This is a genomic window from Pseudocitrobacter vendiensis (assembly GCF_943590815.1).
Taxonomy (GTDB): domain Bacteria; phylum Pseudomonadota; class Gammaproteobacteria; order Enterobacterales; family Enterobacteriaceae; genus Pseudocitrobacter; species Pseudocitrobacter vendiensis.
Map to the genome: position 1 here is coordinate 236,913 of NZ_CALSBS010000004.1, position 26,608 is coordinate 263,520.

Consider the following 26,608-nt stretch of genomic DNA (forward strand, 5'->3'; position numbering starts at 1 on the left):
GCCCGTCAGCATTGCCGGATGGCGGCTGTCGCCTTATCCGGCCTACGAGACGTAACTACCCGTAGGCCTGATAAGCGCAGCGCATCAGGCGCAAAGCATCTTACTTAGTAGCTGCTTGCGCTTTTACCGTCGCCGTGACCGAGTGCTTTCAGCAGGCTCGCCAGCAGGCTGGATGCGCCGAAACGGTAGTGACGGGAATCCGCCCAGTCTGCGCCGAACAGTTCGTCGGCAATCGCCAGGAACTGCTGCGCATCTTCTGCACTGCGTACGCCGCCTGCCGGTTTGAAGCCAACGGTTTTAGACACGCCCATATCACGGATCACTTCCATCATGATGCGCGCGCTTTCCGGGGTGGCGTTAACCGGCACTTTACCGGTAGAGGTTTTGATGAAATCCGCGCCCGCTTTAATGGATATTTCAGACGCTTTACGAATCAGCGCTTCTTCTTTCAGTTCACCGGTTTCGATGATCACTTTCAGCAGTACGTTTGCCGCAGCGCAGGCGTCTTTACACGCTTTCACCAGGTCGAAGCCGATCTGCTCGTTGCCAGCGATCAGTGCGCGGTACGGGAAAACCACGTCAACTTCGTCAGCACCGTAGGCGATTGCCGCGCGGGTTTCCGCCAGCGCAATGTCGATATCGTCGTTACCGTGCGGGAAGTTAGTGACGGTGGCGATGCGGATATCCGGCGTGCCCTGCTCGTTCAGGGTTTTACGCGCAATCGGGATAAAACGCGGGTAGATGCAGACCGCCGCCGTGTTGCCGACCGGGGTTTTCGCCTGATGACACAGCGCAATCACTTTCGCATCAGTGTCGTCTTCGTTCAGGGTGGTCAGGTCCATCAGTTTTAATGCACGCAGGCTGCTTGCCGTTAAATCAGTCATTTTGCTCTCCGACTTTAAAATTTCACCTTGCGGGTATGTGACTATTGTAACACTCCCCCGCACTTACACTTCGACACTCATCACAGTTAATGAAACAAACGTACAAATTTGCATAACCATAATGAGACATTAATCAAACTTCTCATTCTTCCAGCGTAAGAAAACACGTGGATCGCCTTATCGGATCAAAAGATCGCTACGCGCTTTTTCCTACACTTCGCCCATCTCTCGCCTGAGGAATACACCATGCCAACATCAACCTCTTCATCGCTGCTGCAGCAGTGCCAGAAAATTGTGACAAGCCCAGTTTTAAGCCCGGAACAGAAACGCCATTTTCTGGCGCTGGAGGCGGAAAATGCACTGCCTTATCCGGCGCTAACACCCGCTGCGCAAGCCGCGCTGGCGGAGGGCGTTATCTGCGATATGTTCGAAGGCCACGCACCTTACAAGCCGCGTTATGTCCTGCCGGACTACGCGCGTTTTCTGGCAAACGGTTCCGAATGGCTGGAGCTGGAAGGCGCTCAGGATCTGGATGATGCGCTCTCTTTGCTCACCATTCTTTATCACCACGTCCCTTCCGTGACTGCCATGCCGGTGTTCCTCGGGCATCTCGATGAACTGTTGATGCCATATGTTAGAATTCTAACACAAGAAGAAATCAATAGCCGAATAAAACGTTTCTGGCGCTATCTCGATCGCACGCTCCCCGATGCCTTCACGCATGTGAATATTGGCCCCGCAGATACACCAATAACGCGCGCTATTCTCCGCGCAGATGCAGAGCTGAAGCAGGTCGCGCCAAATCTTACCTTTATCTACGATCCAGAAATCACTCCTGACGATCTGCTGCTGGAAGTCAGCAAAAATATTTGTGAGTGCAGCAAACCACACATCGCCAACGGCCCAATAAATGATAATATTTTCACAAAAGGTCACTATGGTATTGTGAGCTGTTACAACAGCCTGCCGATGGCGGGCGGTGGTAGCACACTGGTACGCCTCAATTTGCAGGAGGTTGCGAAACGCAGCACTTCGACTGAAGCGTTCTTTAGCCAGATGCTGCCGCACTACTGCCAGCAGCAAATCGACATCATCGACGCCCGCTGCGCCTTCCTCTATGAGCAATCGCACTTCTTTGATCATAGCTTCCTGGTAACAGAAGGTCTGATCGATCCTGATCGTTTTGTGCCCATGTTCGGCATCTATTCTCTGGCGGAAGCGGTCAATATTCTCTGCGAGAAAGACGGTCTTCGCGCCCGCTATGGCAAAGATCCTCAGGCCAATGCGCTGGGCTACCGTATCAGTGAACAGCTCGCGGAATTTGTCGCGAAGACGCCCGTACGCTACGGCTGGCAACAGCGCGCAATGTTGCATGCGCAATCAGGAATCAGCTCCGATATCGGCACCACGCCGGGCGCTCGTCTGCCTTATGGCGATGAGCCTGACCCGGTGAGTCATCTGCTGGCGGTTGCGCCACATCACGCGCATTATCCGGCGGGGATCAGCGATATCCTGACGCTTGATGAAACGGTGAAACGTAACCCGCAGGCGGTGATGCAGCTTTGTCTGGGTGCGTTTAAAGTGGGTATGCGCGAGTTCAGCGCCAACATTAGCGGCAACGATCTGGTGCGCGTCACGGGTTACATGGTGCGTTTGTCGGATCTCGAAAAGTATCGCGCCGACGGTTCGCGGATCAATACCACCTGGCTGGGTGAAGAAGCCGCGCGCAATACGCGCATTCTGGAACGCCAACCGCGAGTAGTCAGTCATGAACAGCAGATGCGCTTTAGTCAGTAAAATCATCCCCTTCTCGTGTGTGGATGGGCCAGGCAGCCGCCTGGCCCTGTTCCTGCAAGGGTGTAATCTGCGCTGCAAAAACTGCCATAACCCGTGGACGATGGGGCGCTGTAACGATTGTGGCGAATGTGTTTTGCATTGCCCACACGATGCGCTTTCCATTCAGGGGGGACGCGTTTACTGGCAGGAGGATGCCTGCCAGCAATGCGACACCTGCCTGCAAATATGTCCACAACAGGCAACGCCAATGGCCCAGCTCTGGAGCATGGAGCAGATTCTCCAGCAGATCGCCCGCGCCGCGCCATTTATTGAGGGCATCACCGTCAGCGGTGGCGAGGCCACTACGCAGTTACCGTTCGTCTGCGCGCTGTTTGAACAGATTCGCCAGTCGTCGGCCCTGCGTCATCTCACCTGCCTGGTCGACAGCAACGGCGAGCTTTCCATGGCTGGCTGGGAGAAACTCAGTCCGTTATGCGACGGCGTGATGGTGGATTTAAAAGCCTGGAGTGAGAATACGCATCAGTCACTAACTGGGCGAAGCAATCAGCGTATCAAGGCGAGCATTCGCTGGCTGGCAGAGCGTGGCTTACTGGCAGAATTGCGTTTGTTGGTTATTCCGCAACAAACTGATTATCTGCAAGAGATAGAGGCGTTAAGCGCATTTATTCACGAACTGGGTAAGGTGCCGGTGCGGCTAAATGCCTTTCATGCGCACGGCGTTTATGGCGAGGCTAAAATGTGGCGCAGCGCCGGGCCAGACGACATTGACGCACTGGCGCAGGCGCTACGGGCCAGAGGGATAAAACAGATTATCCCTCCGGCGCTGTATTTATAGTGCGAGGAACACCCCGGCGATGGTGGCGCTCATCAGGTTTGAGAGCGTCCCCGCCGCCACGGCGCGCAGACCAAGCTGGGCGATATCCTGGCGACGACTCGGTGCCATGCCGCCCAATCCGCCAATCAGAATCGCAATTGACGACAGGTTCGCAAAGCCGCACAGGGCAAACGAAATAATCGCTTTAGTGTGGGCAGAAATAACCTGTAATCCCGCAGCTGTCACCTCGGCATCTGGCTTAAGATATTCGCCGAAGTTCATATAAGCCACAAACTCGTTGATGATGAGCTTCTGGCCGATAAATGAGCCCGCCACGGTTGCTTCGCTCCACGGTACGCCAATCACCCACGCCAGCGGTGAGAAGACCCAACCGAGGATCATCTGCAGCGACAGTTCCGGATGGTTAAACCAACCCCCAATCCCGGAGAGCATGCCGTTCAACAGAGCAATCAGCGCGATAAATGCCAGCAGCATCGCCCCCACGTTTAATGCCAGTTGCATACCAGAAGCGGCGCCAGAAGCCGCAGCATCCAGAACGTTAGCCGGAGCATCCGGATTGTTGGCTTCAGCTTCCAGATTCGGCGAATCATTAGGTTTTTCCGTTTCCGGCACGATGATTTTCGCAAACAGCAGGCCGCCCGGTGCCGCCATGAACGATGCGGCAATCAGATACTCCAGCGGCACGCCCATCTGCGCGTAGCCTGCCAGCACAGAACCTGCCACAGACGCCAGGCCACCACACATCACCGCGAACAGTTCAGAACGCGTCATGGTCGCGATGTACGGACGCACCACCAGCGGCGCTTCGGTTTGCCCGACGAAAATATTCGCCGTCGCGGAGAGCGATTCCGTACGCGAGGTTTTCAGCACGGCACGCAGCGCACCACCCAGAATTCGGATGACAAACTGCATAATGCCGAGATAGTAAAGCACCGCGATCAGCGAGGAGAAGAAGACGATAACCGGCAGCACGCGCAGCGCGAAAACAAAGCCGCCACCGCCGAAGACTTCAAACATTTTATCGGATACCAGCCCACCAAACAGGAAGCCGATACCTTCGTTACCATAAGCGATGACGTTCGCCACGCCTTCGGACATCGCCAGCAGCACCTTGCGCCCGGCGGGAACATAGAGAATAAGCGCACCAATTCCAACCTGAATCAGCCAGGCACCCAGCACAGTTCGGAGATTGATCGCTCGACGATTATTGGACAGAAGTAAGGCAATGGCCAGCAGCACCACCATGCCGATAAGTCCCATGAGGATTTGCATACAGAGTCCCTGTGTATTGAAACGTTGAAAAATGGAGCAACATAACGCGCCACGATTATAACGTTCCGTCACTATCCTTCTCGCGTGACATCACATATTTTACGCAATACCCAGAGAGCAAAAGTAAATATTGAGACTTAAATCACATTAGCCCTTCACAAATCAGAAAAAGAGCTGACTGCTGTTACGCCATAAGGCCTCAGCAATTTCAGCGGGAGCTTCATCCCGTAACGTGCAAAGTTCATTGAACACCTGCGCTACGCGTTCCGGGCGATTGGGCTGCCCCTGATAACCGTTTAACGGCATATCGGGCGCATCTGTTTCCAGCACCAGTGCACTGAGCGGAAGTTGTGCCATAACAGCGCGCGTTTTGCTGGCTCGCGGGTAAGTGATCGTGCCGCCGACGCCAATCTTGTACCCCAGTTCGACAAATCGCTCCGCCTGTTGCAGGCTGCCGGAAAAACCATGTACTACTCCCGTACGTGGCAGCGCATGACGCTTAAGATGCATCGCCAGTTTGTCATGGGTTCGACGTGAATGCAGGATCACGGGCAAATCGTACTTTTTCGCCAGTTGCAGTTGCGCATCCAGCAACTGTTGCTGGCGTTCAAACTGCGGGTCTTGACGATAGAGATCGAGACCAATCTCGCCGACGGCAATCAGTTTTTCCGGCTTTGACGCCAGCGCCGTCTCCAGTGCTTCCAGGCTTCTGTCATCATGATTTTCAATGACAATAGGATGCAGACCCAGTGCGGCATACAGCGGCGGATGTTGGGAAGCCAGCCAAAGCACCGTATCAAAACGCAATGCTTCTGTTGCCGGAACAATAATTTTTTCGACACCCGCCTGCGCGGCCTGCGCCAGGCTTGCCGTTTCATCACCGGTGAACGGCGGGAAATCAAAGTGACAATGGGTATCGATAAAACGAAAGGTCATGCGGTTTTCTCCGGCAACGTGCAGCGTTTCAGTGTACCCCATTTGATTAATGGTTTTGTAGGCCGGAAAAGGCGGTACGCCGCCATCCGGCAGCCGCGCCGAACTACGCCTGATGGCGCTACGCTTATCAGGCCTACGGTTCCTTGAATCCAGTGACCTCACCAACCAGCAATTGCGGAATTTGTAGGCCGGATAAGGCGGTACGCCGCCATCCGGCAGCCGCGCCGAACTGCGCCTGATGGCGCTACGCTTATCAGGCCTACGGTTCCTTGAATCCAGTGACCTCACCAACCAACATTTGCGGCATTTGTAGGCCGGATAAGGCGGTACGCCGCCATCCGGCAGCTGCGCATAAACGACAAAAGCCAGTTCGAAGACTGGCTTTATAAATTGTCTGTATCAAACGCTACGGGCGTCTGCGGCCCATAAACAGGCTGACCAGGAACAGGATGATACCGACGATGAATACAATTTTCGCCGCGCCTGCTGCGGTACCCGCTAAACCACCAAAGCCCAGTGCAGCGGCAATTAACGCGATAACCAGAAAGATAATGCCCCAACGAAACATACGATTCTCCTTTACCTAAGTTAATGTCACCGCTTAACAACGCACTCAGGCGACACCAGCAATCTTAAAAATTAAAAATACTTCAATATTTTCCTGAACAGCCTTACGGCGTTTTCAGGTCATTTTCTACGCTTTTCACACCGTCAATGGCTTTGGCAATACTTTCCGCGCGTTCCACCTGCGCTTTAGATTCAACCGTACCGGTCAGCGTCACGACGCCGTCGGTGGTCTCAACTTTCACTTTGCATGACGGGACAATGTCATCAGCCAGCAGTTTGGCCTTCACCTCACTGGTGGTTGCCGCATCACCTGCATAGCCTTTCATGCTGTCCGCTTTGCCTTCACGGATAGTCAGTTTGTTTTCAACGCTGCTTACACCCTCAACCCCTTTTGCCAGGGACGTCGCCTGGTCTGATTGAGACTGGTTGTCGACCGTACCGCTTAAGATCACGACCTTGTTTTCGGTTTTCACCGAAATATCGGTGCTTTTAATCGCATCATGATCAACCAGCGCCGCTTTTACTTTCGCGGTGATGGCGCTGTCATCCATAAAGTTGCCGACTTTGTTCATCGAACTGTCAACTTTCTGTCCCGCGTCAGTGGCCGCATTGCTTTCAGCCAATGCAGAACCGCTCATCACCGCAGAGCCCAGAATGACGGCCAGCAACGTTTTTCCCATTTTCATCTTAATCATCATCATATCTCCTTGTATTGCCCGGTTTTTGAGCACCCGACACAGTGGCCGTCATGCTGTTGAGGACGACACCCGTCCTGTTAGTAGTTATACATACTGCGATAAGTACTTTTGATGGGTTAATACGCTAAGATTTACAAATAACAAAGTGCATTAAACCAGCAACTCGCTCATCACTCTGTTAAATATAGAACACTCTCGGCAGCTTGCAGGCGTAATTGACTAAAAAACCAGCAAAGTGCATGAGAATGGGGTGCAATTAAGAACTTTCCGCAGAAGGGAAAAGGGAGGAGTAAAACGCGGAAGCACGGCGCTGGCCGTGCTTCCGGGGGAGATTAGTGCTCGCGAGTTTTGCGGAACTCGACATCAGGGTAACGTTCCTGCGTCAGGTTCAGGTTAACCATCGTTGGCGCGATATAGGTCAGATTATCGCCACCATCCAGCGCCAGTTGCACTTCGTTCTTACGTTTGAACTCTTCGAATTTCTTCACGTCTTTGCCTTCTACCCAACGGGCAGTGGCGACGTTCACCGATTCGTAAATCGCTTCAACGTTGTATTCGCTTTTCAGGCGCGCCACAACCACGTCAAACTGCAGCACACCCACCGCGCCGACGATCAAATCGTTGTTGGCGATAGGCCGGAAGACCTGTACTGCGCCCTCTTCTGAAAGCTGTACCAGCCCTTTAAGCAACTGTTTTTGCTTCAGCGGATCGCGCAGACGAATACGACGGAACAGTTCCGGCGCGAAGTTCGGAATGCCGGTGAACTTCATCATTTCGCCCTGGGTGAAGGTGTCACCAATCTGAATGGTGCCGTGGTTATGCAGGCCGATAATGTCGCCCGGATAGGCTTCTTCCACGTGAGAACGGTCGCCCGCCATAAAGGTCAGCGCGTCAGAAATGACCACGTCTTTACCAATACGCACCTGACGTAGCTTCATGCCTTTCTCATACTTACCCGAAACGACACGCATAAACGCTACGCGGTCACGGTGTTTCGGGTCCATGTTGGCCTGAATTTTAAAGACGAAGCCAGAGAACTTCTCTTCAGCTGCAACAACTTCACGGGTATCTGTTTTACGCGGCATCGGCGCAGGCGCCCACTCCACCAGGCCATCCAGCATGTGATCAACACCGAAGTTACCCAATGCGGTACCGAAGAATACCGGGGTGATTTCACCGGCCAGGAACAGCTCTTCATCGAATTCGTTCGATGCGCCCTGAACCAGCTCCAGTTCATCACGCAGTTGCTGCGCCAGATCTTCACCGACAGCGGCATCCAGTTCCGGGTTATTCAGCCCTTTTACGATGCGCACTTCCTGAATGGTGTGGCCTTTACCGGTCTGATAAAGATAGGTTTCATCTTTATAGAGATGGTAAACACCTTTAAACAGTTTGCCGCAGCCAATCGGCCAGGTGATCGGCGCACAGCCGATTTTCAGCTCGTTTTCCACTTCATCCAGCAACTCCATCGGGTCGCGGATATCACGGTCGAGTTTGTTCATAAAGGTGAGGATCGGCGTATCGCGCAGACGGGTGACTTCCATCAGCTTACGGGTACGATCTTCTACGCCTTTCGCAGCATCGATAACCATCAGGCAGCAGTCCACCGCCGTCAGGGTACGATAAGTATCTTCCGAGAAGTCTTCGTGCCCTGGGGTGTCCAGCAGGTTCACCAGGCAATCGTGATACGGGAACTGCATCACCGACGTGGTGATAGAAATACCACGCTGTTTTTCCATCTCCATCCAGTCAGATTTCGCATGCTGGCTGGAGCCACGGCCTTTTACCGTACCCGCAGTCTGAATCGCCTGTCCGAACAGAAGAACTTTTTCGGTAATCGTCGTTTTACCGGCATCCGGGTGGGAAATAATGGCAAAAGTGCGGCGCTTCGCCACCTCTTGCAAATAAGGGGACAACGTCATAATGGGATCTTCTTTCCAGGCGCAGCAAAGCGCTGCGCACGTTAAATACGAAAAATTGCGGCTATTTTACCCATCAAAGGGGGACAGGCAATCACTGTTTACACAGGAGTAACTCCAGTTCGCTTAATGACGAAACGGTATAGTCGGGTTTGATGCCTTCCGGCAGCGGCTGCTGGTGCGCATTCAGCCAGCAGGTAGACCATCCCGCGTTCATGCCACCGAGGATATCCGAGGCCGCAGTATCACCGACCATTAATATGCGCGAGGGGTCCGGGTTACCGGCTAATTCCCGCGCGTGGTCGAAAATTCGGCGGTCAGGTTTAGCGACGCCGACCTCTTCAGAAATAATCAGTAAATCAAAGTGATTGCGAAAACCGGTGCGCTCAAGGCGAATCTGCTGCAACGACGTAAAACCGTTGGTGATGATCCCCATTTTCACTTTGCCTTTCAGCGTGTTGATAAGCGAGGCCGCACCCGGCAGCGGCGCACAGATTTCCGCCATCGCATTCATAAACGCGTCGTTCAGCTCTTCCGGGGGTACGCTAAGCTGCTCACCCCAGCCAACAAAACGCTGGCGCTGAAGCTGCAACGAGGTGATTGCCCCGTTCTGGTAATCCACCCACAACGGTTTGTTTACGGCCTGATAGTCCTGAAAATCTTCGGCGGTAAAGGTCACGCTATAGTCGAGAAACATCCGCTGTAAGCCGCTGAAAGAATCAAACGTAAACAACGTTTCGTCGGCGTCAAAGAAAATCCAGTCCCACTTCATCATATCACCTTGTTTTACTTACATACTGAGCGGCAAAGCCATCACAATCGCATCTTCATGCCCGTCAACTGTCGGGTAGTAATTGCGGCGAATCGTCGCTTCGTTAAAACCTAAACTCTCGTAGAGCGCAATGGCGGGCGCGTTCGAGGCGCGTACTTCCAGCCATAGCGTGGCGACGCCACGCTTCTCGACGTCGTCAATCACGTGTTCCAGTAACTCACGACCCAGCCCGCGACGTTGATAAGCGGGATCGACCGCAATATTGAATAGCGTCGCTTCATCCAGCACTATCTGAGTGATGGCGAAAGCAGCCAGTTCGTCGCCAACGGTTAGCTTCAGGTTCAGATAACGTTCCCCCTGATTGCTGGCGAAGGTTTTTTCACTCCACGGAAAGGCGTGGGCGCGTTTTTCAATCTGCCAGGCTGCGGGAAGATCGGTCGTGCTGAGGGTAGAAATCGTGTTCATGTGCGCAAATTTGTTGCCAAAGCGCGGCGCGTGCTGGCGCGCTGGCTTTTAATTCGTTAAAGGCTGGCGTTGAAACCTGAGTCCCTTCCAGCGAGACGGGCTCATCATTACCAAGGCGCCAACAGTTGCAGCGTTTACCCTGCGGTAGCATTGCCACTTTTTCAGGCGTGAGTTGCAGGACGCGGTCTGGCGTAAGCTGCAAGGCGCGCAGTACATCGCTAATCAGCGGTTCCGTTAGCGACGGCAGTTCATCGGCGACCATCACCAGCTGGATGTGCTCCGGTAGCGAAATCGCAATCTCTCCCTGCAACGCCGTTGGGCGGCGCAGTGACCACTGGGTGATGCCCAACTGTTGTAATTGCCAGTCTCGCCGGGATGTCATGTGAAACGCTCCTGTCTATCAAGGGCGCAAATATAGCAAACTCAGCGAAACTGCGCCAATTACGCGCTCGCGAGTAAACAACAGTGTATAATCGCCGCCATGTTTAACGAAGGAGCTTTTCATGTCTGCTTTTACCCCGGCAAGTGAAGTCTTGCTGCGCCACAGTGATGATTTCGAACAAAGCCGTATTCTGTTTGCCGGAGATTTGCAGGATGACCTGCCTGCCCGCCTCGACACGGCATTCAGCCGCGCCCATACCCAGCAGTTCCACCACTGGCAGGTATTGAGCCAGCAAATGGGCGAAAAGGTGCGCTACAGCCTGGTGGCCGAAGCGGCAGATGTCGCCGACTGCGACACCTTTATTTATTACTGGCCGAAGAACAAGCCAGAAGCCCAGTTCCAGCTGATGAATATTCTGTCACTGCTGCCGCTCGGCACCGATATTTTTGTGGTCGGTGAAAACCGCAGCGGCGTGCGCAGCGCCGAACAGATGCTGGCGGATTACGCACCGCTGAACAAAGTCGACAGCGCCCGTCGCTGCGGCCTGTACCATGGTCGTCTGGAAAAACAGACCACATTTGATGTGGAAAAACAGTGGGGCGAGTATCAGCTCGACGGCCTGACTATCAAAACGCTGCCGGGCGTATTTAGCCGCGATGGGCTGGACGTGGGCAGCCAGCTGTTGCTCTCCACCCTGACGCCGCACACCAAAGGTAAAGTGCTGGATGTCGGTTGCGGCGCGGGCGTGTTAGCCGCGATGCTTGCCAGCCATTCGCCAAAAGTGCGTTTAACCCTGTGCGACGTGAGCGCGTCAGCGGTTGAAGCCAGCCGCGCAACCCTTGCGGCGAACGGCTTTGAAGGTGAAGTATTTGCCAGCAACGTCTTCTCCGAAGTAAAAGGCCGCTTCGATATGATTATCTCCAACCCGCCGTTCCACGATGGCCTGCAAACCAGCCTCGATGCCGCACAAACGCTGATTCGTACCGCCGTGCGTCATCTGAACAGCGGCGGTGAGCTGCGCATTGTGGCGAACGCCTTCCTGCCGTACCCGGCGATCCTCGACGAAACCTTTGGTTTCCACGAAGTTATCGCGCAGACCGGTCGCTTCAAGGTGTATCGCGCCATCATGACCCGTCAGGCGAAGAAAGCCTAATCGACACCCTTGCCGGATGCGGCGTACCGCCTTATCCGGCCTGCCGATCCCGTAGGCCTGATAAGCAAAGCGCATCAGGCGCAGTTCCGCGCAGTTGCCGGATGCGGCGTACCGCCTTATCCGGCCTACCAATCCCGTAGGCCTGATAAGCAAAGCGCATCAGGCGCAGTTCCGCGCAGTTGCCGGATGCGGCATACCGCCTTATCCGGCCTACCAATCCCGTAGGCCTGATAAGCAAAGCGCATCAGGCGCAGTTCCGCGCAGTTCCGCGCAGTTGCCGGATGCGGCATACCGCCTTATCAGGCCTGCCGATCCCGTAGGCCTGATAAGCAAAGCGCATCAGGCGATGTTCCGCGCCCTTGCCGGATGCGGCGTACCGCCTTATCCGACCTGCCGATCCCGTAGGCCTGATAAGCAAAGCGCATCAGGCGCTGTTCGGCACCCTTGCCGGATGCGGCGTACCGCCTTATCAGGCCTACCGATCCCGTAGGCCTGATAAGCAAAGCGCATCAGGCGCAGTTCGGCACCCTTGCCGGATGCGGCGTACCGCCTTATCCGGCCTACCGATCCCGTAGGCCTGATAAGCGAAGCGCATCAGGCGCTGTTCCGCACCCTTGCCGGATGCGGCGTACCGCCTTATCCGACCTGCCGATCCCGTAGGCCTGATAAGCGAAGCGCATCAGGCACAGAATAATCGCCGTTTTTTGCAGCAATCGCGCGACATCCAATAATTAACTATTGACGTCAAGCTGAAAATCTCTAGAATGCGCCTCCGTGGTAACGATACTTTTTACGGTATCGATGGTATGCGAAGGTGGCGGAATTGGTAGACGCGCTAGCTTCAGGTGTTAGTGTCCTTTCGGACGTGGGGGTTCAAGTCCCCCCCCTCGCACCATAAAAAACCACGTTATATCGCTCGCACTGTGCGAAGGTGGCGGAATTGGTAGACGCGCTAGCTTCAGGTGTTAGTGTTCTTACGGACGTGGGGGTTCAAGTCCCCCCCCTCGCACCAACGAGGGCGATATAAACAACGAGATATCTGTGCGAAGGTGGCGGAATTGGTAGACGCGCTAGCTTCAGGTGTTAGTGTCCTTACGGACGTGGGGGTTCAAGTCCCCCCCCTCGCACCAGTTCTCGTTCTCTCCCAGTTGTTCTTTCCTGTTTTACTCCATCATTTTACGTTCATCACAATTAGCATTAAACCGCTTATCAGCGCGACGCACGACGGCAGCAATACGTAATGACGCCATTGTCGATGCCAGATCATCACGCAGCTCAGCAGCATGCCAACGGTAATAATCCCACGCCAGGCGTCCATCGATAGCCCGATCAGGCCAAGAACAAAAATCGCCATTCCTGAGATCAGCACGCCCCAGCCACTGCCTAACGTTCTCATCAACATGGTTTCATCTCTTAAATCGATAATGATAACCAATATCATATGATAATTTTTATCATTTGAGAACTCCATGAATTGATAACTTTCTCTTACGTATAATGACATGGCGGTTGTAAGGTGATAAATTGTGCGACCGTAAACTTCCCCCTCTTAATTCCTGGGGTTTGCGTGCACTTCTCGCATGCTCTATTTTGTCTCGTTCACAGCTGGCGGCCTTTGCTTAATAACCAGAAGATTAATCACGATCTCTTATGACAGTACAATCCTGGCGGTCTTTGCACAGCAAAAAGTATCAGCTCACGCTGAGGCTCTTCCTTTTTCTCAATCTGGTATCGTCGCTATTTTCGTTATTGAACCCTATCTATAAAGTTCATGCGTTTACGCTTCCCCTCACGTTTATTTTGGGCATAAGTAGCGTACTGTTACTCTGGCACTGGTTAAATGCAGAGCGAAAATTCTATCTACCCGGAATTTCAGTTATTTTTGGCTGTTTATGGGCCTGGCACATCGTCATAAAAATGCCGGGCACGCATCCGGATGAAATTAATTTCTTAATCGTCGTCTTGCTCAACGTATTGTTCATTGGCACCATCGCCTTTTCGAATAATATCGTGGCGTTCCTGCTTCACTCACTGCCAGTATTTATCACCTGTCTGCTGTTCAGTGACAGTGAACAATGGGCAAGAATGGCATTCTGTCTTGCGCTGCCCATTGTCGGCATTAGCATTCAGCATCTGATTGAAAAGCGTAACGACGCCTTTGCTCAAAGCCTGATGCACAAGCTTCTGGCAGAGCGGGAAACGCTAAATGATTTAAGTATGCTCGATCCCTTAACCGGGCTGTATAACCGGCGTGGCTTCCAGCACCGTTTCGCCACGCTTATGTCACTGGCACCGGAAAGTCATTATGTTCTGTTGCTGGATATCGACCATTTCAAAGCCTATAACGATCACTATGGCCATATGATGGGCGATCAGGCGCTGATTCAGGTTTCCGCAGCGGTACGCGATGCCGTGCGCTCACGCGATATTGTGACTCGCTTCGGCGGCGAAGAGTTCGTTGTCCTGCTGGCAAACAGCAATGCAGATAGCGCCCAACGCGCCGCAGAGCGCATCCGCCAGAAAGTGTATGATCTGAAAATTCCGCACATTCTGAACGCCAGCGTGGCCACCAACGTGACCATCAGTATTGGCATCGCCCCACTGGAAGGCGAAGAGATTGATAAAGCGCTTGAAAACGCTGATAAAGCCCTCTATGAGGCCAAGCGCCTGGGCCGCAACCATATACTGACCAGCGACGCCCTCCCCCAGTACTAACATCACAACCCGAGTGTAAAGAACACAAATTCCTTGCGCTCGGTTTTATCTATAGCTAGGATTGGCAATCATTATCATTTAGATTTGTATCCAGCGAATTCTATGGCCTATCGTTCCGCACCGATTGCAGAGGATATTATCTGGCGAGCGCCGCTTCCAACACGTGAGCAAACGCTGGCTGGGTCCGTGCGCGACAAAATCGCCGAACAGCGCCCGCATATGCTGGAATGCTTCAAACTTGATGAGCCTCACCCGGCGCACGCTAAAACTCTGGCGGAGTGGATGCGCCCCACGGAGCTGAGCTCACTGCTGGCGCTCTATTCCGATCACATCTACCGTAACCAGCCCACCATGACGCGAGAGAACAAACCGCTGATCTCGTTGTGGGCGCAATGGTATATCGGCCTGATGGTGCCGCCGCTGATGCTGGCGTTGCTGACCGAAGAGGCTGCGCTTGACCTCTCACCGGCACATTTTCACGTCGAATTTCATGAAACGGGCCGTGCAGCCTGTTTCTGGGTCGATGTGCAGGAAGATGAACATGCCAGCCAGGCGTCGTCCTCACATCGCATGGAAATGCTGATTAAACAGGCGTTGATCCCGGTTGTTGAGGCCCTTGAAGCCACGGGAGACATTAACGGAAAACTTATCTGGAGCAATACCGGCTATCTGATTAACTGGTATCTGGGTGAGATGAAAACCGTGCTGGGCGAAGAACAAGTTAACAACTTGCGCCAACAACTCTTCTTCGCGAAAACCCTTTCCTGCGGCCAGGACAATCCGCTATGGCGCACCGTTGTGCCACGCGAAGGGTTATTGGTTCGCCGTACCTGCTGTCAGCGTTACCGCCTGCCGGATGTTCAGCAATGCGGTGACTGCACGCTGAAATAATCGAACGCGAAATGCCTGATGGCGCTACGCTTATCAGGCCTACAAAATATGGAAAATCACCGGTAGACCGGGTAAGCGCAGCGCCACCCGGCAACAATCCCGACTCAACCGTTACGCAACCTGCTGGCTCTCTTCAGCCGCACGCTGCGCTTCTTCCGCTTCCTGCGCCAGCAACTGCTTCTCATACACCTTGAAGAACGGGTAGTAGATGATGGCAGACACGCATGCTAACAGCACCACCAGAATTGCCGCGCGGAAATCCCAGCCTAAGGCCCATGCCCCGCCGATCGGTGCCGGAGCCGTCCACGGCACAACCGAGATCACGCGGCCAATGAGGTCCAGTTTCATTGCAGCCCAGGCCAGTACGGCGTTAACCATTGGCGCTAACAGGAATGGAATAAAGAACACCGGGTTCATCACGATTGGCGTACCGAAAATCACCGGTTCGTTAATGTTGAACAGGCTCGGTACGACGCTCAAACGGCCAATAGAGCGCAGATGCGCTGAACGGCTACGCAGGTAGCAGAACACCAGCCCCATGGTCGCCCCTGAGCCACCGATAACAATAAAGAAGGTCCAGAATGCTTCCATAAAAATGTGCGGCAACGGCGCGCCCTGTGCCAGCGCAGTTTGGTTCAGGCCAAGGTTGGTCAGCCAGAACATCTGCAACATCCCGGAGACAATCGCCGCCCCGTGAATACCCGCAAACCACAGCAGGTGACCAATCAGTACGGCGAGGAGAATCGCTGGCAGGGAATCCGCCGCCGATACCAGCGGTTTAAACAGCGACATAATTGCCTGCGGGATCAGCATGTCAAACTGGCTCTGAATCAGCAGGCTTAGCGGATAGAGCGTCAGCACCACCACCAGCACCGGAATCAGCAGGTCGAATGAGTTTTTGATCATCGGCGGCACCTGATCCGGCAAGCGGATACCGATGTTGTGCGCTTTCAAAAAGCGCATCAGCTCAACGCAATAAATGGCCACCAGAATGGCGGTGAAAATCCCTGTTCCGCCAAGGCTATCAACCGGCAACGTGCCATTGGTTTTCGGCGCAGCAACCAGCAGGAACGCCATAATCGACAACATGGCGCACATAAATGGATCGAGCTGGTGGGATTTTTCGTAATGTTTGCCAAGGTTATAAGAAATCGCCGCACAGATGTAGATAGACATAATCCCCATCGTCATATCGAACGGCGTCAGAATACGACCTTCAAACTCTTTCGCTAAATCTAACCACGCGCGGGCAAAGCCCCAGGTGGTATCTGGCGAAAACGGCGGATAGGCGAAGACCAGCAAGAACGAGCCGACAATCATAAACGGCATCGCAGAGATAAAGCCGTCACGAATTGCCATCACGTGACGTTGCGAGGAAATACGCCCGGCAACAGGGCTGACGTAGTTTTCAACGAACCGGAAAATTAAATTAAACGCAGTGTGACCAGCAGACATAGCAGCCCTCCTGACAGGCTTGAGACGTAAGCACAGCAACAACGATTTTGCCGCTATACAAACGCGTGTTACGCGACACGTCGTACAGGGCTTTTATTATTGGGTACAGCGTAAATGACACTCACAGTTTTAATCTCCTCTCAACGGAACTGCAACCGGTTACTGTAACCGGTTGCAGTGATTGTGAAGGAGATCCAGAAAACGCGGTTTTATCCGATTCCCTCACGGCAAATATTTACAGGATTCGAGGCTTATGACAGATTGAACGCCACAATTTTTCAGGAGATCCCAATGAGCCTGCAATCTGTGCAGCAATTCTTCGCCGAGCACGCCCCCGATATTGAGATTATCGAATCAGGACAAAGTACCGCTACCGTCGCCCTGGCCGCCGAGGCCCATCAGGTCGAACCCGGCCAGATCGCCAAAACGCTGTCATTGAAAGTCAAAGAGCAGGTCATTCTGATCGTGGCAAAAGGCGATGCTCGTCTGGATAACAAAAAGCTGAAAACCACCTTTGGCGCAAAAGCCCGGATGCTAAGTAGCGATGAAGTCGTAACGTTGACAGGCCACCCGGTTGGCGGTGTCTGCCCGTTTGGCCTGGAAAACCCGCTCGCCGTTTATTGTGATGTGTCTTTGCAGCAGTATGCAGAAGTCCTGCCTGCCGCCGGATCCACGCACAGCGCCGTGCGGATATCCCCCGAACGCATTGCGCAGCTTACCGACGCGACCTGGGTAGATGTGTGTTTGTAAGACACCTGTGCCGGAGCTTGGGTTTACGCTCCGGTTTCAGCTACAAGAGATATGACAGGTCGTCGGATAAGCCTTCCCGATCGGGCAATGACATCAGTAAATCCGCCGCACTTAGCAAGCCGATGTCAGAATTGACACCCAGTTTCGCCATGGCATTAAATTTATGCGCGCGAATAGTTTTAATATTTCGCTCAAGCCGCTCGGCGATATCCGTTAAAGAATAACCGCAGGTCATATAACGTAAAATGGCCCGTTCGGTAGGGCTTAAAAAGCGGTGATGCACGGTGATATCGCTTTCGTCCTGCGCGGGCTGTTGCGTACCGCCGCTACGCAAAAGTTCTAGGATAGTATTCTTCAGCCGGAAGAGCGGCTCTGATTTGCTCACCACACCGTTGAGCAACGTTGGGGAGAGTTGCTTAATCAGTTCCACCTCTGGCTGATCGCCAGCCAGAATGATGCGAATAATGTCTGACCTGCTGTTCGCAATTTCATCCTGAATCAACAGACTCTCGAGGCGTAATTCACGCGTACCTGACAGACAACAAATCACGGCAAAATAGTCGTCGTTCAGCATCGATTCTCTTAACGCATCAGCAGAACGGAAAAAATGAAATACATAGGGGCTTCTGGAAGAGGCGGCTAACAAATGACGCAGGCCGACTTCCGCCATCACGCAGGGTTCGACTATAGCGACATGCTGCTTTCCGTGATGCTTTTCCATTCTGCCGGTTCTCCATATGCTGAGTAGAGATTGAGTTCCTTCATTCCCTGAGTGCTGTTGATCCAGGCGTACATTTCAGCGTTGCTGCGCAATGACAACCGACGCATAGCGCTGTTCTTCTGTGCACTGATCGTTTTATTGCTCTTTTTCAACAGCGTGGCGATTTGATTAATCCCCCACCCCTTCGCCAGCAGACGTAAAACTTTACGTTCCGACAGGGTCAGCATCACCATTTTTTCATTTTCAGCATGAATATCATTGTAGTCCGGCACCAGTAACGTCTGGCTAATGCGTTCCGCAGAAACACCGCCCTGACGAATCGCCATCACGACGCGCTCAACGGGATCAGAATCAGACAACAGTGTGCTTTCCGGACGCATCAGGAATTCAACGGCAAGGGAATAATGTTGACGACCGACGAGAAAAACCCAATGAATATCACGGTATTGTGACAGTAAGGAGTAATATTGCTCGCAAACATTGTTCGGCTGATGAATATCACCCGAAAGATCAACCAGCACCAGATCAGCCCGTCGAAGCTGGAGCAGCGTGAGCTCTTCCAGAGAGTGACAAACATTCAATTCATAATCAGGGAAATGCGTGGTCATGATCGCACTTAACCCAGATTGCATCACTGGTATCTTACTGATAACGACACCGAACTTGCAGTATCCTTGTAACATAAAACCTCCGCATCCAATCGACGATCCTTTTTACGCTCACCGGTAAGGGAGATTTGTTAAAAAGGACCTGTTCTTCCTTGTTCCAGTAATACCTTTTCTTGCCTTAATAAATTAGATCAAATTGCTATAATTAAATAAGAGCCGTCACGGCAAAAGGTTAACCGATATAATATGTCACATTGTTTATAAAATGGTAATCCAAATGCAATTAGAAAAAATGAATAAGCGCGTAAGCTATAATTAAAACATTAATTGAACGTATGATTCACTTGATAGTTATTTTATTTTTGGATTAATTAAATGTACTACTATGCCCCTCACTTTTAATCGATATAAGTGAGGGGGCAAACATTTACAACGACTCTACCGCCTCATACGGTAGCCCAACATAGTTCTCTGCAATTGTCGTCAGGCCAGCGCGTGAGCCCAGATAATACTGGCGATCCGCTTCCTGCATTTTTTTATCAAATTCACTCTTATCCTGGAAATCGTGCAGCAGGTGGGTCATAAACCAGCTAAACCGTTCACCTTTCCAGACGCGGTTGAGCGCCAGCTGCGAGTAGCGATCCAGCAGGTCGGCCCGCCCGTGTTGATAATACTGGCACAGGATGCGCCACAGATAATTGACGTCCGACGCCGCCAGATTTAACCCTTTCGCGCCCGTTGGCGGAACGATGTGCGCAGCATCGCCCACCAGGAACAGGCGGCCATACTGCATCGGTTCCACCACATAACTGCGCAGCGGCGCGATACTCTTCTCAAGTGAGTGACCAGTCACTAACTTCTGGCTAAGTTCCTCTGGCAGGCGGCATTTCAGCTCTTGCCAGAAGCGTTCGTCAGACCACTGTTCGACTTTTTCCGTTAACGGTACCTGTAAGTAATAACGGCTACGAGTTAGTGAGCGCTGACTACAAAGGACAAACCCGCGTTCGTGATGGGCGTAGATCAGTTCCGGATTCACCGGTGGCGTATCGGCCAGCATCCCCAACCAACCGAAAGGCCAGACACTTTCATACTCCCGTAAAATTTCGCGCGGAATAGTTTGCCGCGAAACGCCGTGAAAGCCATCGCAACCGGCGACAAAATCGCAGGTAACGCGGCAGTTTTCGCCGCCTTTGGTAAAGGTGACTGTTGGGCTGTCACTTTTGATGTCATCGATACGCACATCGCTCACCCCATAAATAGCTGGCGCGCCGCTGGACTGCCGGGCCTCCATCAGGTCACGTGTCACTTCAGTTTGTCCGTAAACCATCACGCTCTTGCCACCGGTCAGTTCACTTAACGGCACCGGAATGCGGTTGCCGTTAAACAAAAACTCCACGCCGTGATGCACCAGCCCTTCTGCATCCATCCGTTTCGCCACGCCCGCTTCGCGCAGCAAGCCAACCGTGCCGCTTTCCAGAATGCCGGCGCGGATACGCCCCAATACGTAGTCCGGCGTCTGGCGTTCCAAAATCAACGTCTGAATACCCGCGTTATGCAGCAACTGCCCCAATAGCAGCCCAGAAGGCCCCGCGCCAATAATCACTACTTGTGTCTTCATAGGGTCGCCTCATATCGGATAAGTTAATAATTTGTTTGTTTTATGTATGCATAAAGTTTATTCATGCATTTTTGATAAGGGCGCGAGGGAAAAGAAGGGAAAAACCTGTTCAAAAGCTGCACTTTTCAACAATTTTCACAAACTGTGGCGAGTATCAAATTATATCCCGCCCCAAAACACAGCCCCCTTTTTGCACATTATTTGATCCGACACGGACTCCCACCAGGGGCGCTTCGGGTAAAAGTAAACCATCAGGAAGTTGTACCGAGGAAGCAGGATGACCACGGAAATCGATCACAATACCCAGCGAGGCATTACGCGGCTCTGTATTCAGTGCGGCCTTTTTCTGCTTCAGCATGGTGCGGAAAGCGCACTGGTTGATGAGCTGGCCTCACGCTTAGGGCGCGCGCTGGGGATGGACAGCGTCGAAATCGCCATTTCGCCGAATGCCATTGTTTTATCAACAATTAAGGACGGGAAATGCATCACATCGACACGTAAAAATGCCGATCGCGGCATCAACATGCACGTCGTCACGGAGATTCAGCACATCGTCATCATGGCAGAGCACAAACTGCTGGATGCGCGCGATGTCGCCAAACGTTTCTCACAAATCAAGCCGCTACGCTATCCGCGCTGGTTAGTAGTAATGATGGTCGGCCTCTCGTGCGCCTGTTTCTGCAAACTCAACAACGGCGGCTGGGATGGCGCATTCGTCACGCTCTGCGCCAGCACTATTGCGATGTATATTCGCCAGGTCCTCACTCACCGCGCGATGCACCCGCAAATCAATTTCTGTATTACCGCCTTCGCCGCGACGACCGTCTCCGGCCTGCTTTTACGCCTGCCTGCGTTCAGCCAAACGTCCACTGTCGCGATGGCGGCCAGCGTGTTGCTGCTGGTACCGGGCTTTCCACTCATTAATGCCGTGGCCGACATGTTTAAAGGCCACATCAACACCGGGCTGGCACGCTGGGCCATTGCCAGCCTGCTGACGCTCGCCACCTGCGTGGGTGTGGTGATGGCGATGACCGTATGGGGGCTGCGCGGATGGGTATAGTCGATTTTATAGTGGCGCTGGTTCAGGACATCATTCTCTCATCCGTTCCGGCAGTTGGTTTCGCGATGGTGTTCAACGTGCCGCATCGGGCACTTCCATGGTGCGCACTGCTGGGCGCGATTGGCCACAGCTCACGTTTTGTGATGATGACCGCCGGGTTTAACATTGAGTGGGCAACATTCCTTGCCGCTATTCTGGTGGGCAGCATCGGCATTCGCTGGTCGCGCTGGTACCTGGCGCACCCGAAGATCTTTACTGTCGCCGCCGTCATCCCCATGTTCCCCGGAATATCAGCCTACACCGCGATGATTTCGGCGGTAAAAATCAGCCACTTAGGTTATACCGAAGAGATGATGATTGCGCTTATCAGCAACTTTCTTAAAGCATCATCGATTGTCGGCGCGCTCTCTATCGGTTTATCAATTCCTGGGTTGTGGCTGTATCGCAAACGTCCGCGAGTCTGATTCTCTACCCAACGGCAGTCAGGATTAAGGCTGCCGTCCCTTTCATGCACTGTGCTACTATATGCACATTAACCTGCGGGGGTCCCGCAGCCTTCCTGTTATTTTCTGTATTGAGATAGTGTTATGTCTTCTCGTATTTTGACGCCGAACGTGATTGGTATTGACGCCTTTGTCGCCGATCCTGCTGCCATCCTTGCTAAAACAGAAGGTGGTGCACTGGCCGTATTTGCTAACAATGCGCCCGCGTTCTACGCCATCACACCGGAACGGCTGGCACACCTGTTAGCGCTGGAAGAAAAACTCGCTCGTCCGGGCAGCGATGTGGCGCTGGATACGCAGTTCTTCGAAGAGCCTGCGCCTATGCCTGTCGCCGTGCCGATGGGCAAATTTGCCATGTACGCAGGCTGGCAGCCGGATGCCGAATTTTTGCGGCTTTCCGCGTTGTGGGGAATTGCCCTCAGCGAGCCGGTCACGCCGGAAGAACTGGCCTCATTTGTCGCTTACTGGCAAGCAGAAGGGAAAGTGTTCCATCACGTACAGTGGCAGCAAAAACTGGCGCGTAGCGTGCAAATGGGCCGCGCGAGCAATAACGGCCAGCCAAAGCGCGATCTGAACAGCGTTTCCGAACCCGATAATCATATTCCCCCTGGTTTCAGAGGATGAGCATGAAAAATGTTGGCGATTTAATGCAACGCCTGCAAAAGATGATGCCGGCGAACGTCAAGCCCGCCTTCACTACCGGTGAAGAGCTGCTGGCCTGGCAAAAAGAGCAGGGAAAAATCCGCGCCGCTGCGCTGGAGCGGGAAAACCGCGCCATGAAAATGCAGCGCACATTTAACCGCTCGGGCATTCGCCCGCTGCACCAGAACTGCTCGTTCGACAATTATCGCGTGGAAAACGAAGGCCAGATGAACGCGCTGTCAAAAGCGCGTCAGTACGTGGAAGAGTTCGATGGCAACATTGCCAGTTTTATCTTCTCCGGCAAGCCTGGTACAGGGAAAAACCATCTGGCGGCGGCCATTTGCAATGAACTGCTCCTTCGCGGGAAATCGGTGCTGATCATCACCGTTGCCGACATTATGTCAGCCATGAAGGATACCTTCAGCAATCGGGAAACCAGCGAAGAGCAACTGCTGAACGATCTCAGCCAGGTCGACCTGCTGGTGATCGACGAAATCGGTGTGCAAACGGAGTCGCGCTACGAGAAAGTGATCATCAACCAGATTGTCGATCGTCGCTCTTCTTCCAAACGCCCTACCGGTATGCTCACCAACAGCAATATGGATGAGATGAATAAATTGCTGGGGGAACGCGTGATGGACCGTATGCGCCTCGGCAACAGCCTGTGGGTCATCTTTAACTGGGACAGCTATCGCAGCCGGGTTACCGGCAAAGAGTATTGAGATAAATCTTAGTCGCTACCGGGAGTATACTGGCGGCCTAATACATTCATTGCATGAATAGAGTGCTTCTCATGAAAACGACTAAATCCCTGTTATGTGGTGCCATCCTCGCGAGTGCCTTCTTCGCAACGGCGGCCAACGCTAATTCCCTGACCGACACCCTGAGCAGCGCAGCCAGCCAGTTGGGCGGCCAGAGCAGCAGCCAGCAGAGCGGTACATCTCTCTCCTCATTAACCAGCCTCCTGAATGGCGGTTCGCAGTCTCTGAGCGCCAGCACAATGAATAACGCCGCGGGCATTATGGGTTACTGTGCAAAAGAGAAAATCACCTCTGTTGCTAACGTCGATAACATCAAATCTCAGGTGCTGGACAAACTGGGTCTGGACACTGCCGCTGAGCAGAAAAAAGACACCAGCTATATGGACGGCATCCAGGGCCTGCTGAATGCAAAAGATGGCCAGCAACTGAATCTTGAAAGCCTGGGCAATACCGATCTGGGTAAAAAAGTGAAAGCCAAAGCCTGCGATCTGGTGCTGAAACAGGGTGTGAACTTCCTCTCCTGATCCCGCTGAACGTGCGGGTGAGCGCCCCTTCGCTTATCCGCACACTGCAACATCCGTCTTACTCCTCATGCACAAAAATTCCCTTCTTCGACGATAAAATCGGCTATTTATAAACCAATTCTGAACAACAGCACACTTTGATGACGCTAGAATTGCAGCAATACGACCGCATGATTACATTATGCTGTTCAAATTTTATCTGGCCAGAAAACTGGCGCTGTTGAGGATACGTAGTGTCAGAGTTGCTCTCCCTTGCTCTTTTTCTTGCTTCCGTGGCGATTTATGCCCTGAAGGCAGGCCGCAATACGTGGTGGTTCGCCGCTACGCTAATTGTTTTGGGATTTTTTGTCATACTCAACATTACGCTCTATGCCAGCGACTATTTCACCGGCGACGGCATCAATGACGCCGTGCTTTACACGCTCACCAACAGCCTGACCGGCGCGGGTGTAAGTAAATACATTCTGCCAGGTATCGGCCTGGTGCTGGGGTTAGTTGCCGTATTCGGCACGCTTGGCTGGCTGTTGCGTCGCCGTCGTCACCATCCGCATCATTTTGGTTACAGCCTGCTGGCGTTAGTGCTGGCAGTGGGCTCCGTTGATGCCAGCCCGGCCTTTCGCCAGATTAGCGAACTGGTCAAATCCCAGTCGCGCGATGGCGATCCTGATTTCTCTATCTATTACAAAGAGCCGGCCAAAAGTATTCCGCAGCCAAAGCTGAACCTCGTTTATATCTACGGTGAAAGCCTGGAGCGCACCTATTTTGATAACCACGCGTTTCCGGATCTCACACCAGAGCTTGGCGCGCTGAAAGATAACAGCATCGATTTCAGCCACACCATGCAGCTGCCGGGCACCGACTACACCATTGCCGGGATGGTCGCCTCACAATGCGGCATTCCGCTATTCGCCCCGTTTGAAGGCAACGCGTCGGCCTCCCTCTCCAGCTTCTTCCCGCAGAATATCTGCCTTGGCGATATTCTGAAAAACTCCGGTTATGAAAACTATTTCGTGCAGGGCGCGAACCTGCGTTTCGCCGGCAAAGATGTCTTCCTGAAGTCACACGGTTTCGACCATCTCTACGGCTCCGAAGAGCTGAAAGCGACCGTCGACGACCCGAACTACCGCAATGACTGGGGCTTCTACGACGACACGGTGCTGGACGAGGCGTGGAAAAAATTCGAAACCCTCTCTAAAGAGGGCAAACGTTTCTCGCTGTTTACCCTGACCGTCGACACGCATCACCCGGATGGTTTTATCTCACGCAGTTGCTCGCGTAAAAGCTATGAAATGGGCGGTAAAGCTAATCAATCCTTCAGCGCCGTCAGTTGTAGCCAGCAGAATATTGCGGAATTCATTAACAGAATCAAAGCGTCGCCTTACTTTAAAAACACGGTGATCGTGGTGTCCTCCGATCATCTGGCGATGAAAAATACCGCCTGGGATTACCTCAACAAACAGGATCGCAACAACCTGTTCTTCGTTCTGCGCGGCGATCAGCCTCAGCAGGAAGTGATGGCGCCAAAGCGTAACACCATGGATAACGGCGCAACGGTGCTCGATATTCTGGGTGGTGATAATTTCATCGGACTTGGGCGCAGCAGCCTCTCGGGTGAATCGCTGTCGACCATTTTCCTCAATATGAAAGAGAAAGTGCTGGCGTGGAAACCCGATATCATCCGCCTGTGGAATTTCCCAAAAGAGATGAAAGAGTTCACTATCGATTCGCAGAAAAACATGATTGCCTTCTCCGGTAGCCATTTCCGCCTGCCGCTGCTGCTACGCGTGTCGGATAAACGCGTTGAACCGCTGCCGGAGAGCGAATACTCGGCACCGTTACGGTATCAGTTAGCTGATTTTGCCCCGCGCGATAACTTTGTCTGGATCGACCGCTGCTACAAAATGGGTCAGCTTTGGGCACCAGAATTCGCGCTCTCCACCGACTGGTGCGTCTCGCAAGGGCAGCTCGGCGGCGAACAAAAAGTACAGCACGTCGATAAATCGCAGTGGAAAGGCAAAACCGCGTTCAAAGACACGGTTATCGACATGACACGCTACAACGGCAACGTCGACACCCTGAAAGTCGTGGATAACGATATTCGCTACAAAGCCGACAGTTTCGTTTTCAACGTCGCCGGTGCGCCGGAAGAGGTGAAGCAGTTTAGCGGCATTTCACGTCCGGAAAGCTGGGGACGCTGGTCTAACGCCCAACTGGGCAATGAAGTGAAAATTGAGTATCAGCATCCACTGCCGAAGAAATTTGATTTGGTGATCACTGCCAAAGCCTTCGGACAGAACGCGGATAAACCTATCCCGGTTCGCGTGGGTAATTCGGAGCAAACGCTGATGCTGGGCCACGAAGTGACGACCACAACCCTGCACTTCGATAACCCGACGCAGGCCAGCACGCTGGTGATTGTCCCACCCGCGCCTGAGTCTACAAACGAAGGGAATATCCTCGGCCACTCCCCACGTCAGTTAGGAATTGGAATGGTAGAAATTAAGGTGGTTGAGGCGCAGGGGTAGCGCCTCAACCCGCCCTCTCCCGCAGGGAGAGGGAGAAAACCGCACAGACCTCACCACTGGCACCATCGGTTCCCCCTCACCCCGCCCTCTCCCTCAGGGAGAGGGAGAAAACCGCACATATCTCACCACTGGCACTATCGGTCCCCTCTCCCTGT

The 26,608-nt window shown here is 53.1% G+C and carries 26 protein-coding genes and 3 tRNA genes; 15 read left to right on the top strand and 14 right to left on the bottom strand.

Annotated elements, in window-relative coordinates; translation table 11 throughout:
- Nucleotides 1-104: 104 nt before the first annotated feature.
- Nucleotides 105-884: a deoxyribose-phosphate aldolase gene (gene deoC, locus NMC31_RS07165; RefSeq protein ID WP_149462989.1), complete on the bottom strand. Its 780-nt coding sequence runs from the start codon at nucleotides 882-884 to the stop codon at nucleotides 105-107.
- 246 nt (nucleotides 885-1,130) lie between these two features.
- Between deoC and NMC31_RS07170 the strand changes: the two genes are divergently transcribed.
- Both NMC31_RS07170 and NMC31_RS07175 read left to right on the top strand, forming a co-directional pair.
- Complete coding sequence (locus NMC31_RS07170; protein ID WP_253897429.1) at nucleotides 1,131-2,681, top strand: YjjI family glycine radical enzyme; 1,551 nt, start codon at nucleotides 1,131-1,133, stop codon at nucleotides 2,679-2,681.
- On the top strand, nucleotides 2,653-3,516 hold the full coding sequence (locus tag NMC31_RS07175) for a YjjW family glycine radical enzyme activase (protein ID WP_253897430.1): 864 nt from the start codon (nucleotides 2,653-2,655) through the stop codon (nucleotides 3,514-3,516). Before NMC31_RS07170 ends, NMC31_RS07175 begins: the two co-directional genes overlap by 29 nt.
- On the opposite strand, the gene NMC31_RS07180 is transcribed toward NMC31_RS07175, so the two are convergent.
- The 8 genes from NMC31_RS07180 to NMC31_RS07215 all read right to left on the bottom strand — a co-directional run bounded on the left by NMC31_RS07180 (nucleotide 3,511) and on the right by NMC31_RS07215 (nucleotide 10,527).
- A complete protein-coding gene (locus NMC31_RS07180; RefSeq protein ID WP_253897431.1) occupies nucleotides 3,511-4,788 on the bottom strand; it encodes a NupC/NupG family nucleoside CNT transporter in 1,278 nt (425 codons plus the stop codon). The genes NMC31_RS07175 and NMC31_RS07180 overlap by 6 nt on opposite strands.
- 162 nt (nucleotides 4,789-4,950) lie before the next feature.
- A complete protein-coding gene (locus tag NMC31_RS07185; protein WP_253897432.1) occupies nucleotides 4,951-5,724 on the bottom strand; it encodes a TatD family hydrolase in 774 nt (257 codons plus the stop codon).
- Between the two features lie 406 nt (nucleotides 5,725-6,130).
- Nucleotides 6,131-6,292, bottom strand: coding sequence for a DUF1328 domain-containing protein (locus NMC31_RS07190; protein WP_007373037.1), 162 nt, complete (start codon nucleotides 6,290-6,292; stop codon nucleotides 6,131-6,133).
- 103 nt (nucleotides 6,293-6,395) lie between these two features.
- The gene (osmY, locus tag NMC31_RS07195; protein ID WP_253897433.1) at nucleotides 6,396-6,992 is read right to left on the bottom strand and encodes a molecular chaperone OsmY; all 597 of its coding nucleotides are present in this window, start codon (nucleotides 6,990-6,992) and stop codon (nucleotides 6,396-6,398) included.
- A gap of 329 nt (nucleotides 6,993-7,321) precedes the next feature.
- Nucleotides 7,322-8,911, bottom strand: coding sequence for a peptide chain release factor 3 (gene prfC / locus NMC31_RS07200; RefSeq protein WP_149462983.1), 1,590 nt, complete (start codon nucleotides 8,909-8,911; stop codon nucleotides 7,322-7,324).
- A 91-nt stretch (nucleotides 8,912-9,002) separates the two neighbouring features.
- Entirely contained in the window at nucleotides 9,003-9,680 is a 678-nt protein-coding gene (gene yjjG / locus NMC31_RS07205) for a pyrimidine 5'-nucleotidase (RefSeq protein WP_253897449.1), read from the bottom strand.
- Between the two features lie 18 nt (nucleotides 9,681-9,698).
- Nucleotides 9,699-10,145, bottom strand: a complete 447-nt coding sequence (gene rimI, locus NMC31_RS07210; RefSeq protein ID WP_149462982.1) for a ribosomal protein S18-alanine N-acetyltransferase — start codon at nucleotides 10,143-10,145, stop codon at nucleotides 9,699-9,701.
- Nucleotides 10,090-10,527: a DNA polymerase III subunit psi gene (locus NMC31_RS07215; RefSeq protein ID WP_253897434.1), complete on the bottom strand. Its 438-nt coding sequence runs from the start codon at nucleotides 10,525-10,527 to the stop codon at nucleotides 10,090-10,092. Before NMC31_RS07215 ends, rimI begins: the two co-directional genes overlap by 56 nt.
- Nucleotides 10,528-10,648: 121 nt before the next feature.
- On the opposite strand from NMC31_RS07215, the gene rsmC reads away from it, so the two are divergent.
- The 4 genes from rsmC to NMC31_RS07235 all read left to right on the top strand — a co-directional run bounded on the left by rsmC (nucleotide 10,649) and on the right by NMC31_RS07235 (nucleotide 12,810).
- The gene (gene rsmC, locus NMC31_RS07220; RefSeq protein ID WP_253897435.1) at nucleotides 10,649-11,680 is read left to right on the top strand and encodes a 16S rRNA (guanine(1207)-N(2))-methyltransferase RsmC; all 1,032 of its coding nucleotides are present in this window, start codon (nucleotides 10,649-10,651) and stop codon (nucleotides 11,678-11,680) included.
- Nucleotides 11,681-12,488: 808 nt separating this feature from the next.
- Nucleotides 12,489-12,575, top strand: a tRNA-Leu gene (locus tag NMC31_RS07225).
- Nucleotides 12,576-12,605: 30 nt separating this feature from the next.
- Nucleotides 12,606-12,692, top strand: a tRNA-Leu gene (locus NMC31_RS07230).
- 31 nt (nucleotides 12,693-12,723) lie between these two features.
- A tRNA-Leu gene (locus tag NMC31_RS07235) sits at nucleotides 12,724-12,810 on the top strand.
- 41 nt (nucleotides 12,811-12,851) lie between these two features.
- On the opposite strand, the gene NMC31_RS07240 is transcribed toward NMC31_RS07235, so the two are convergent.
- Complete coding sequence (locus tag NMC31_RS07240) at nucleotides 12,852-13,082, bottom strand: DUF1435 domain-containing protein (RefSeq protein ID WP_149462979.1); 231 nt, start codon at nucleotides 13,080-13,082, stop codon at nucleotides 12,852-12,854.
- Between the two features lie 248 nt (nucleotides 13,083-13,330).
- On the opposite strand from NMC31_RS07240, the gene NMC31_RS07245 reads away from it, so the two are divergent.
- Both NMC31_RS07245 and fhuF read left to right on the top strand, forming a co-directional pair.
- On the top strand, nucleotides 13,331-14,395 hold the full coding sequence (locus NMC31_RS07245) for a GGDEF domain-containing protein (RefSeq protein WP_253897436.1): 1,065 nt from the start codon (nucleotides 13,331-13,333) through the stop codon (nucleotides 14,393-14,395).
- 102 nt (nucleotides 14,396-14,497) lie between these two features.
- Entirely contained in the window at nucleotides 14,498-15,286 is a 789-nt protein-coding gene (gene fhuF, locus NMC31_RS07250; RefSeq protein WP_253897437.1) for a siderophore-iron reductase FhuF, read from the top strand.
- A gap of 111 nt (nucleotides 15,287-15,397) precedes the next feature.
- Here fhuF and NMC31_RS07255 read toward each other — a convergent pair whose 3' ends face one another.
- Nucleotides 15,398-16,741: a PTS sugar transporter subunit IIC gene (locus NMC31_RS07255; protein WP_149462976.1), complete on the bottom strand. Its 1,344-nt coding sequence runs from the start codon at nucleotides 16,739-16,741 to the stop codon at nucleotides 15,398-15,400.
- 291 nt (nucleotides 16,742-17,032) lie between these two features.
- On the opposite strand from NMC31_RS07255, the gene NMC31_RS07260 reads away from it, so the two are divergent.
- Entirely contained in the window at nucleotides 17,033-17,491 is a 459-nt protein-coding gene (locus NMC31_RS07260) for a YbaK/EbsC family protein (RefSeq protein ID WP_253897438.1), read from the top strand.
- 40 nt (nucleotides 17,492-17,531) lie between these two features.
- Here NMC31_RS07260 and bglJ read toward each other — a convergent pair whose 3' ends face one another.
- From bglJ to pobA, 3 genes are all read right to left on the bottom strand, one after another.
- Entirely contained in the window at nucleotides 17,532-18,212 is a 681-nt protein-coding gene (gene bglJ, locus NMC31_RS07265) for a DNA-binding transcriptional activator BglJ (RefSeq protein ID WP_253897439.1), read from the bottom strand.
- A complete protein-coding gene (locus NMC31_RS07270; protein WP_149462974.1) occupies nucleotides 18,176-18,895 on the bottom strand; it encodes a helix-turn-helix transcriptional regulator in 720 nt (239 codons plus the stop codon). Before NMC31_RS07270 ends, bglJ begins: the two co-directional genes overlap by 37 nt.
- A 352-nt stretch (nucleotides 18,896-19,247) precedes the next feature.
- A complete protein-coding gene (gene pobA / locus NMC31_RS07275) occupies nucleotides 19,248-20,438 on the bottom strand; it encodes a 4-hydroxybenzoate 3-monooxygenase (RefSeq protein WP_149462973.1) in 1,191 nt (396 codons plus the stop codon).
- Nucleotides 20,439-20,715: 277 nt separating this feature from the next.
- Here pobA and NMC31_RS07280 point away from each other — a divergent pair, with 277 nt between their 5' ends.
- From NMC31_RS07280 to opgB, 6 genes are all read left to right on the top strand, one after another.
- A complete protein-coding gene (locus NMC31_RS07280) occupies nucleotides 20,716-21,498 on the top strand; it encodes a threonine/serine exporter family protein (protein ID WP_253897440.1) in 783 nt (260 codons plus the stop codon).
- Entirely contained in the window at nucleotides 21,489-21,962 is a 474-nt protein-coding gene (locus NMC31_RS07285) for a threonine/serine exporter (RefSeq protein ID WP_149462971.1), read from the top strand. Before NMC31_RS07280 ends, NMC31_RS07285 begins: the two co-directional genes overlap by 10 nt.
- A gap of 123 nt (nucleotides 21,963-22,085) precedes the next feature.
- Nucleotides 22,086-22,625 (top strand): primosomal protein DnaT, encoded by a 540-nt coding sequence (gene dnaT, locus NMC31_RS07290; protein ID WP_149462970.1) that lies wholly within the window; start codon nucleotides 22,086-22,088, stop codon nucleotides 22,623-22,625.
- Between the two features lie 2 nt (nucleotides 22,626-22,627).
- Nucleotides 22,628-23,365, top strand: a complete 738-nt coding sequence (gene dnaC, locus NMC31_RS07295) for a replicative helicase loader DnaC (RefSeq protein ID WP_015966046.1) — start codon at nucleotides 22,628-22,630, stop codon at nucleotides 23,363-23,365.
- 71 nt (nucleotides 23,366-23,436) lie between these two features.
- A complete protein-coding gene (locus tag NMC31_RS07300) occupies nucleotides 23,437-23,928 on the top strand; it encodes a YjjA family protein (RefSeq protein ID WP_253897441.1) in 492 nt (163 codons plus the stop codon).
- Nucleotides 23,929-24,161: 233 nt separating this feature from the next.
- Nucleotides 24,162-26,453 carry a phosphatidylglycerol--membrane-oligosaccharide glycerophosphotransferase gene (gene opgB, locus NMC31_RS07305; RefSeq protein ID WP_253897442.1) on the top strand — a complete coding sequence of 764 codons (2,292 nt, stop codon included), beginning with the start codon at nucleotides 24,162-24,164 and terminating at the stop codon, nucleotides 26,451-26,453.
- The last annotated feature ends 155 nt before the right edge of the window (nucleotides 26,454-26,608 follow it).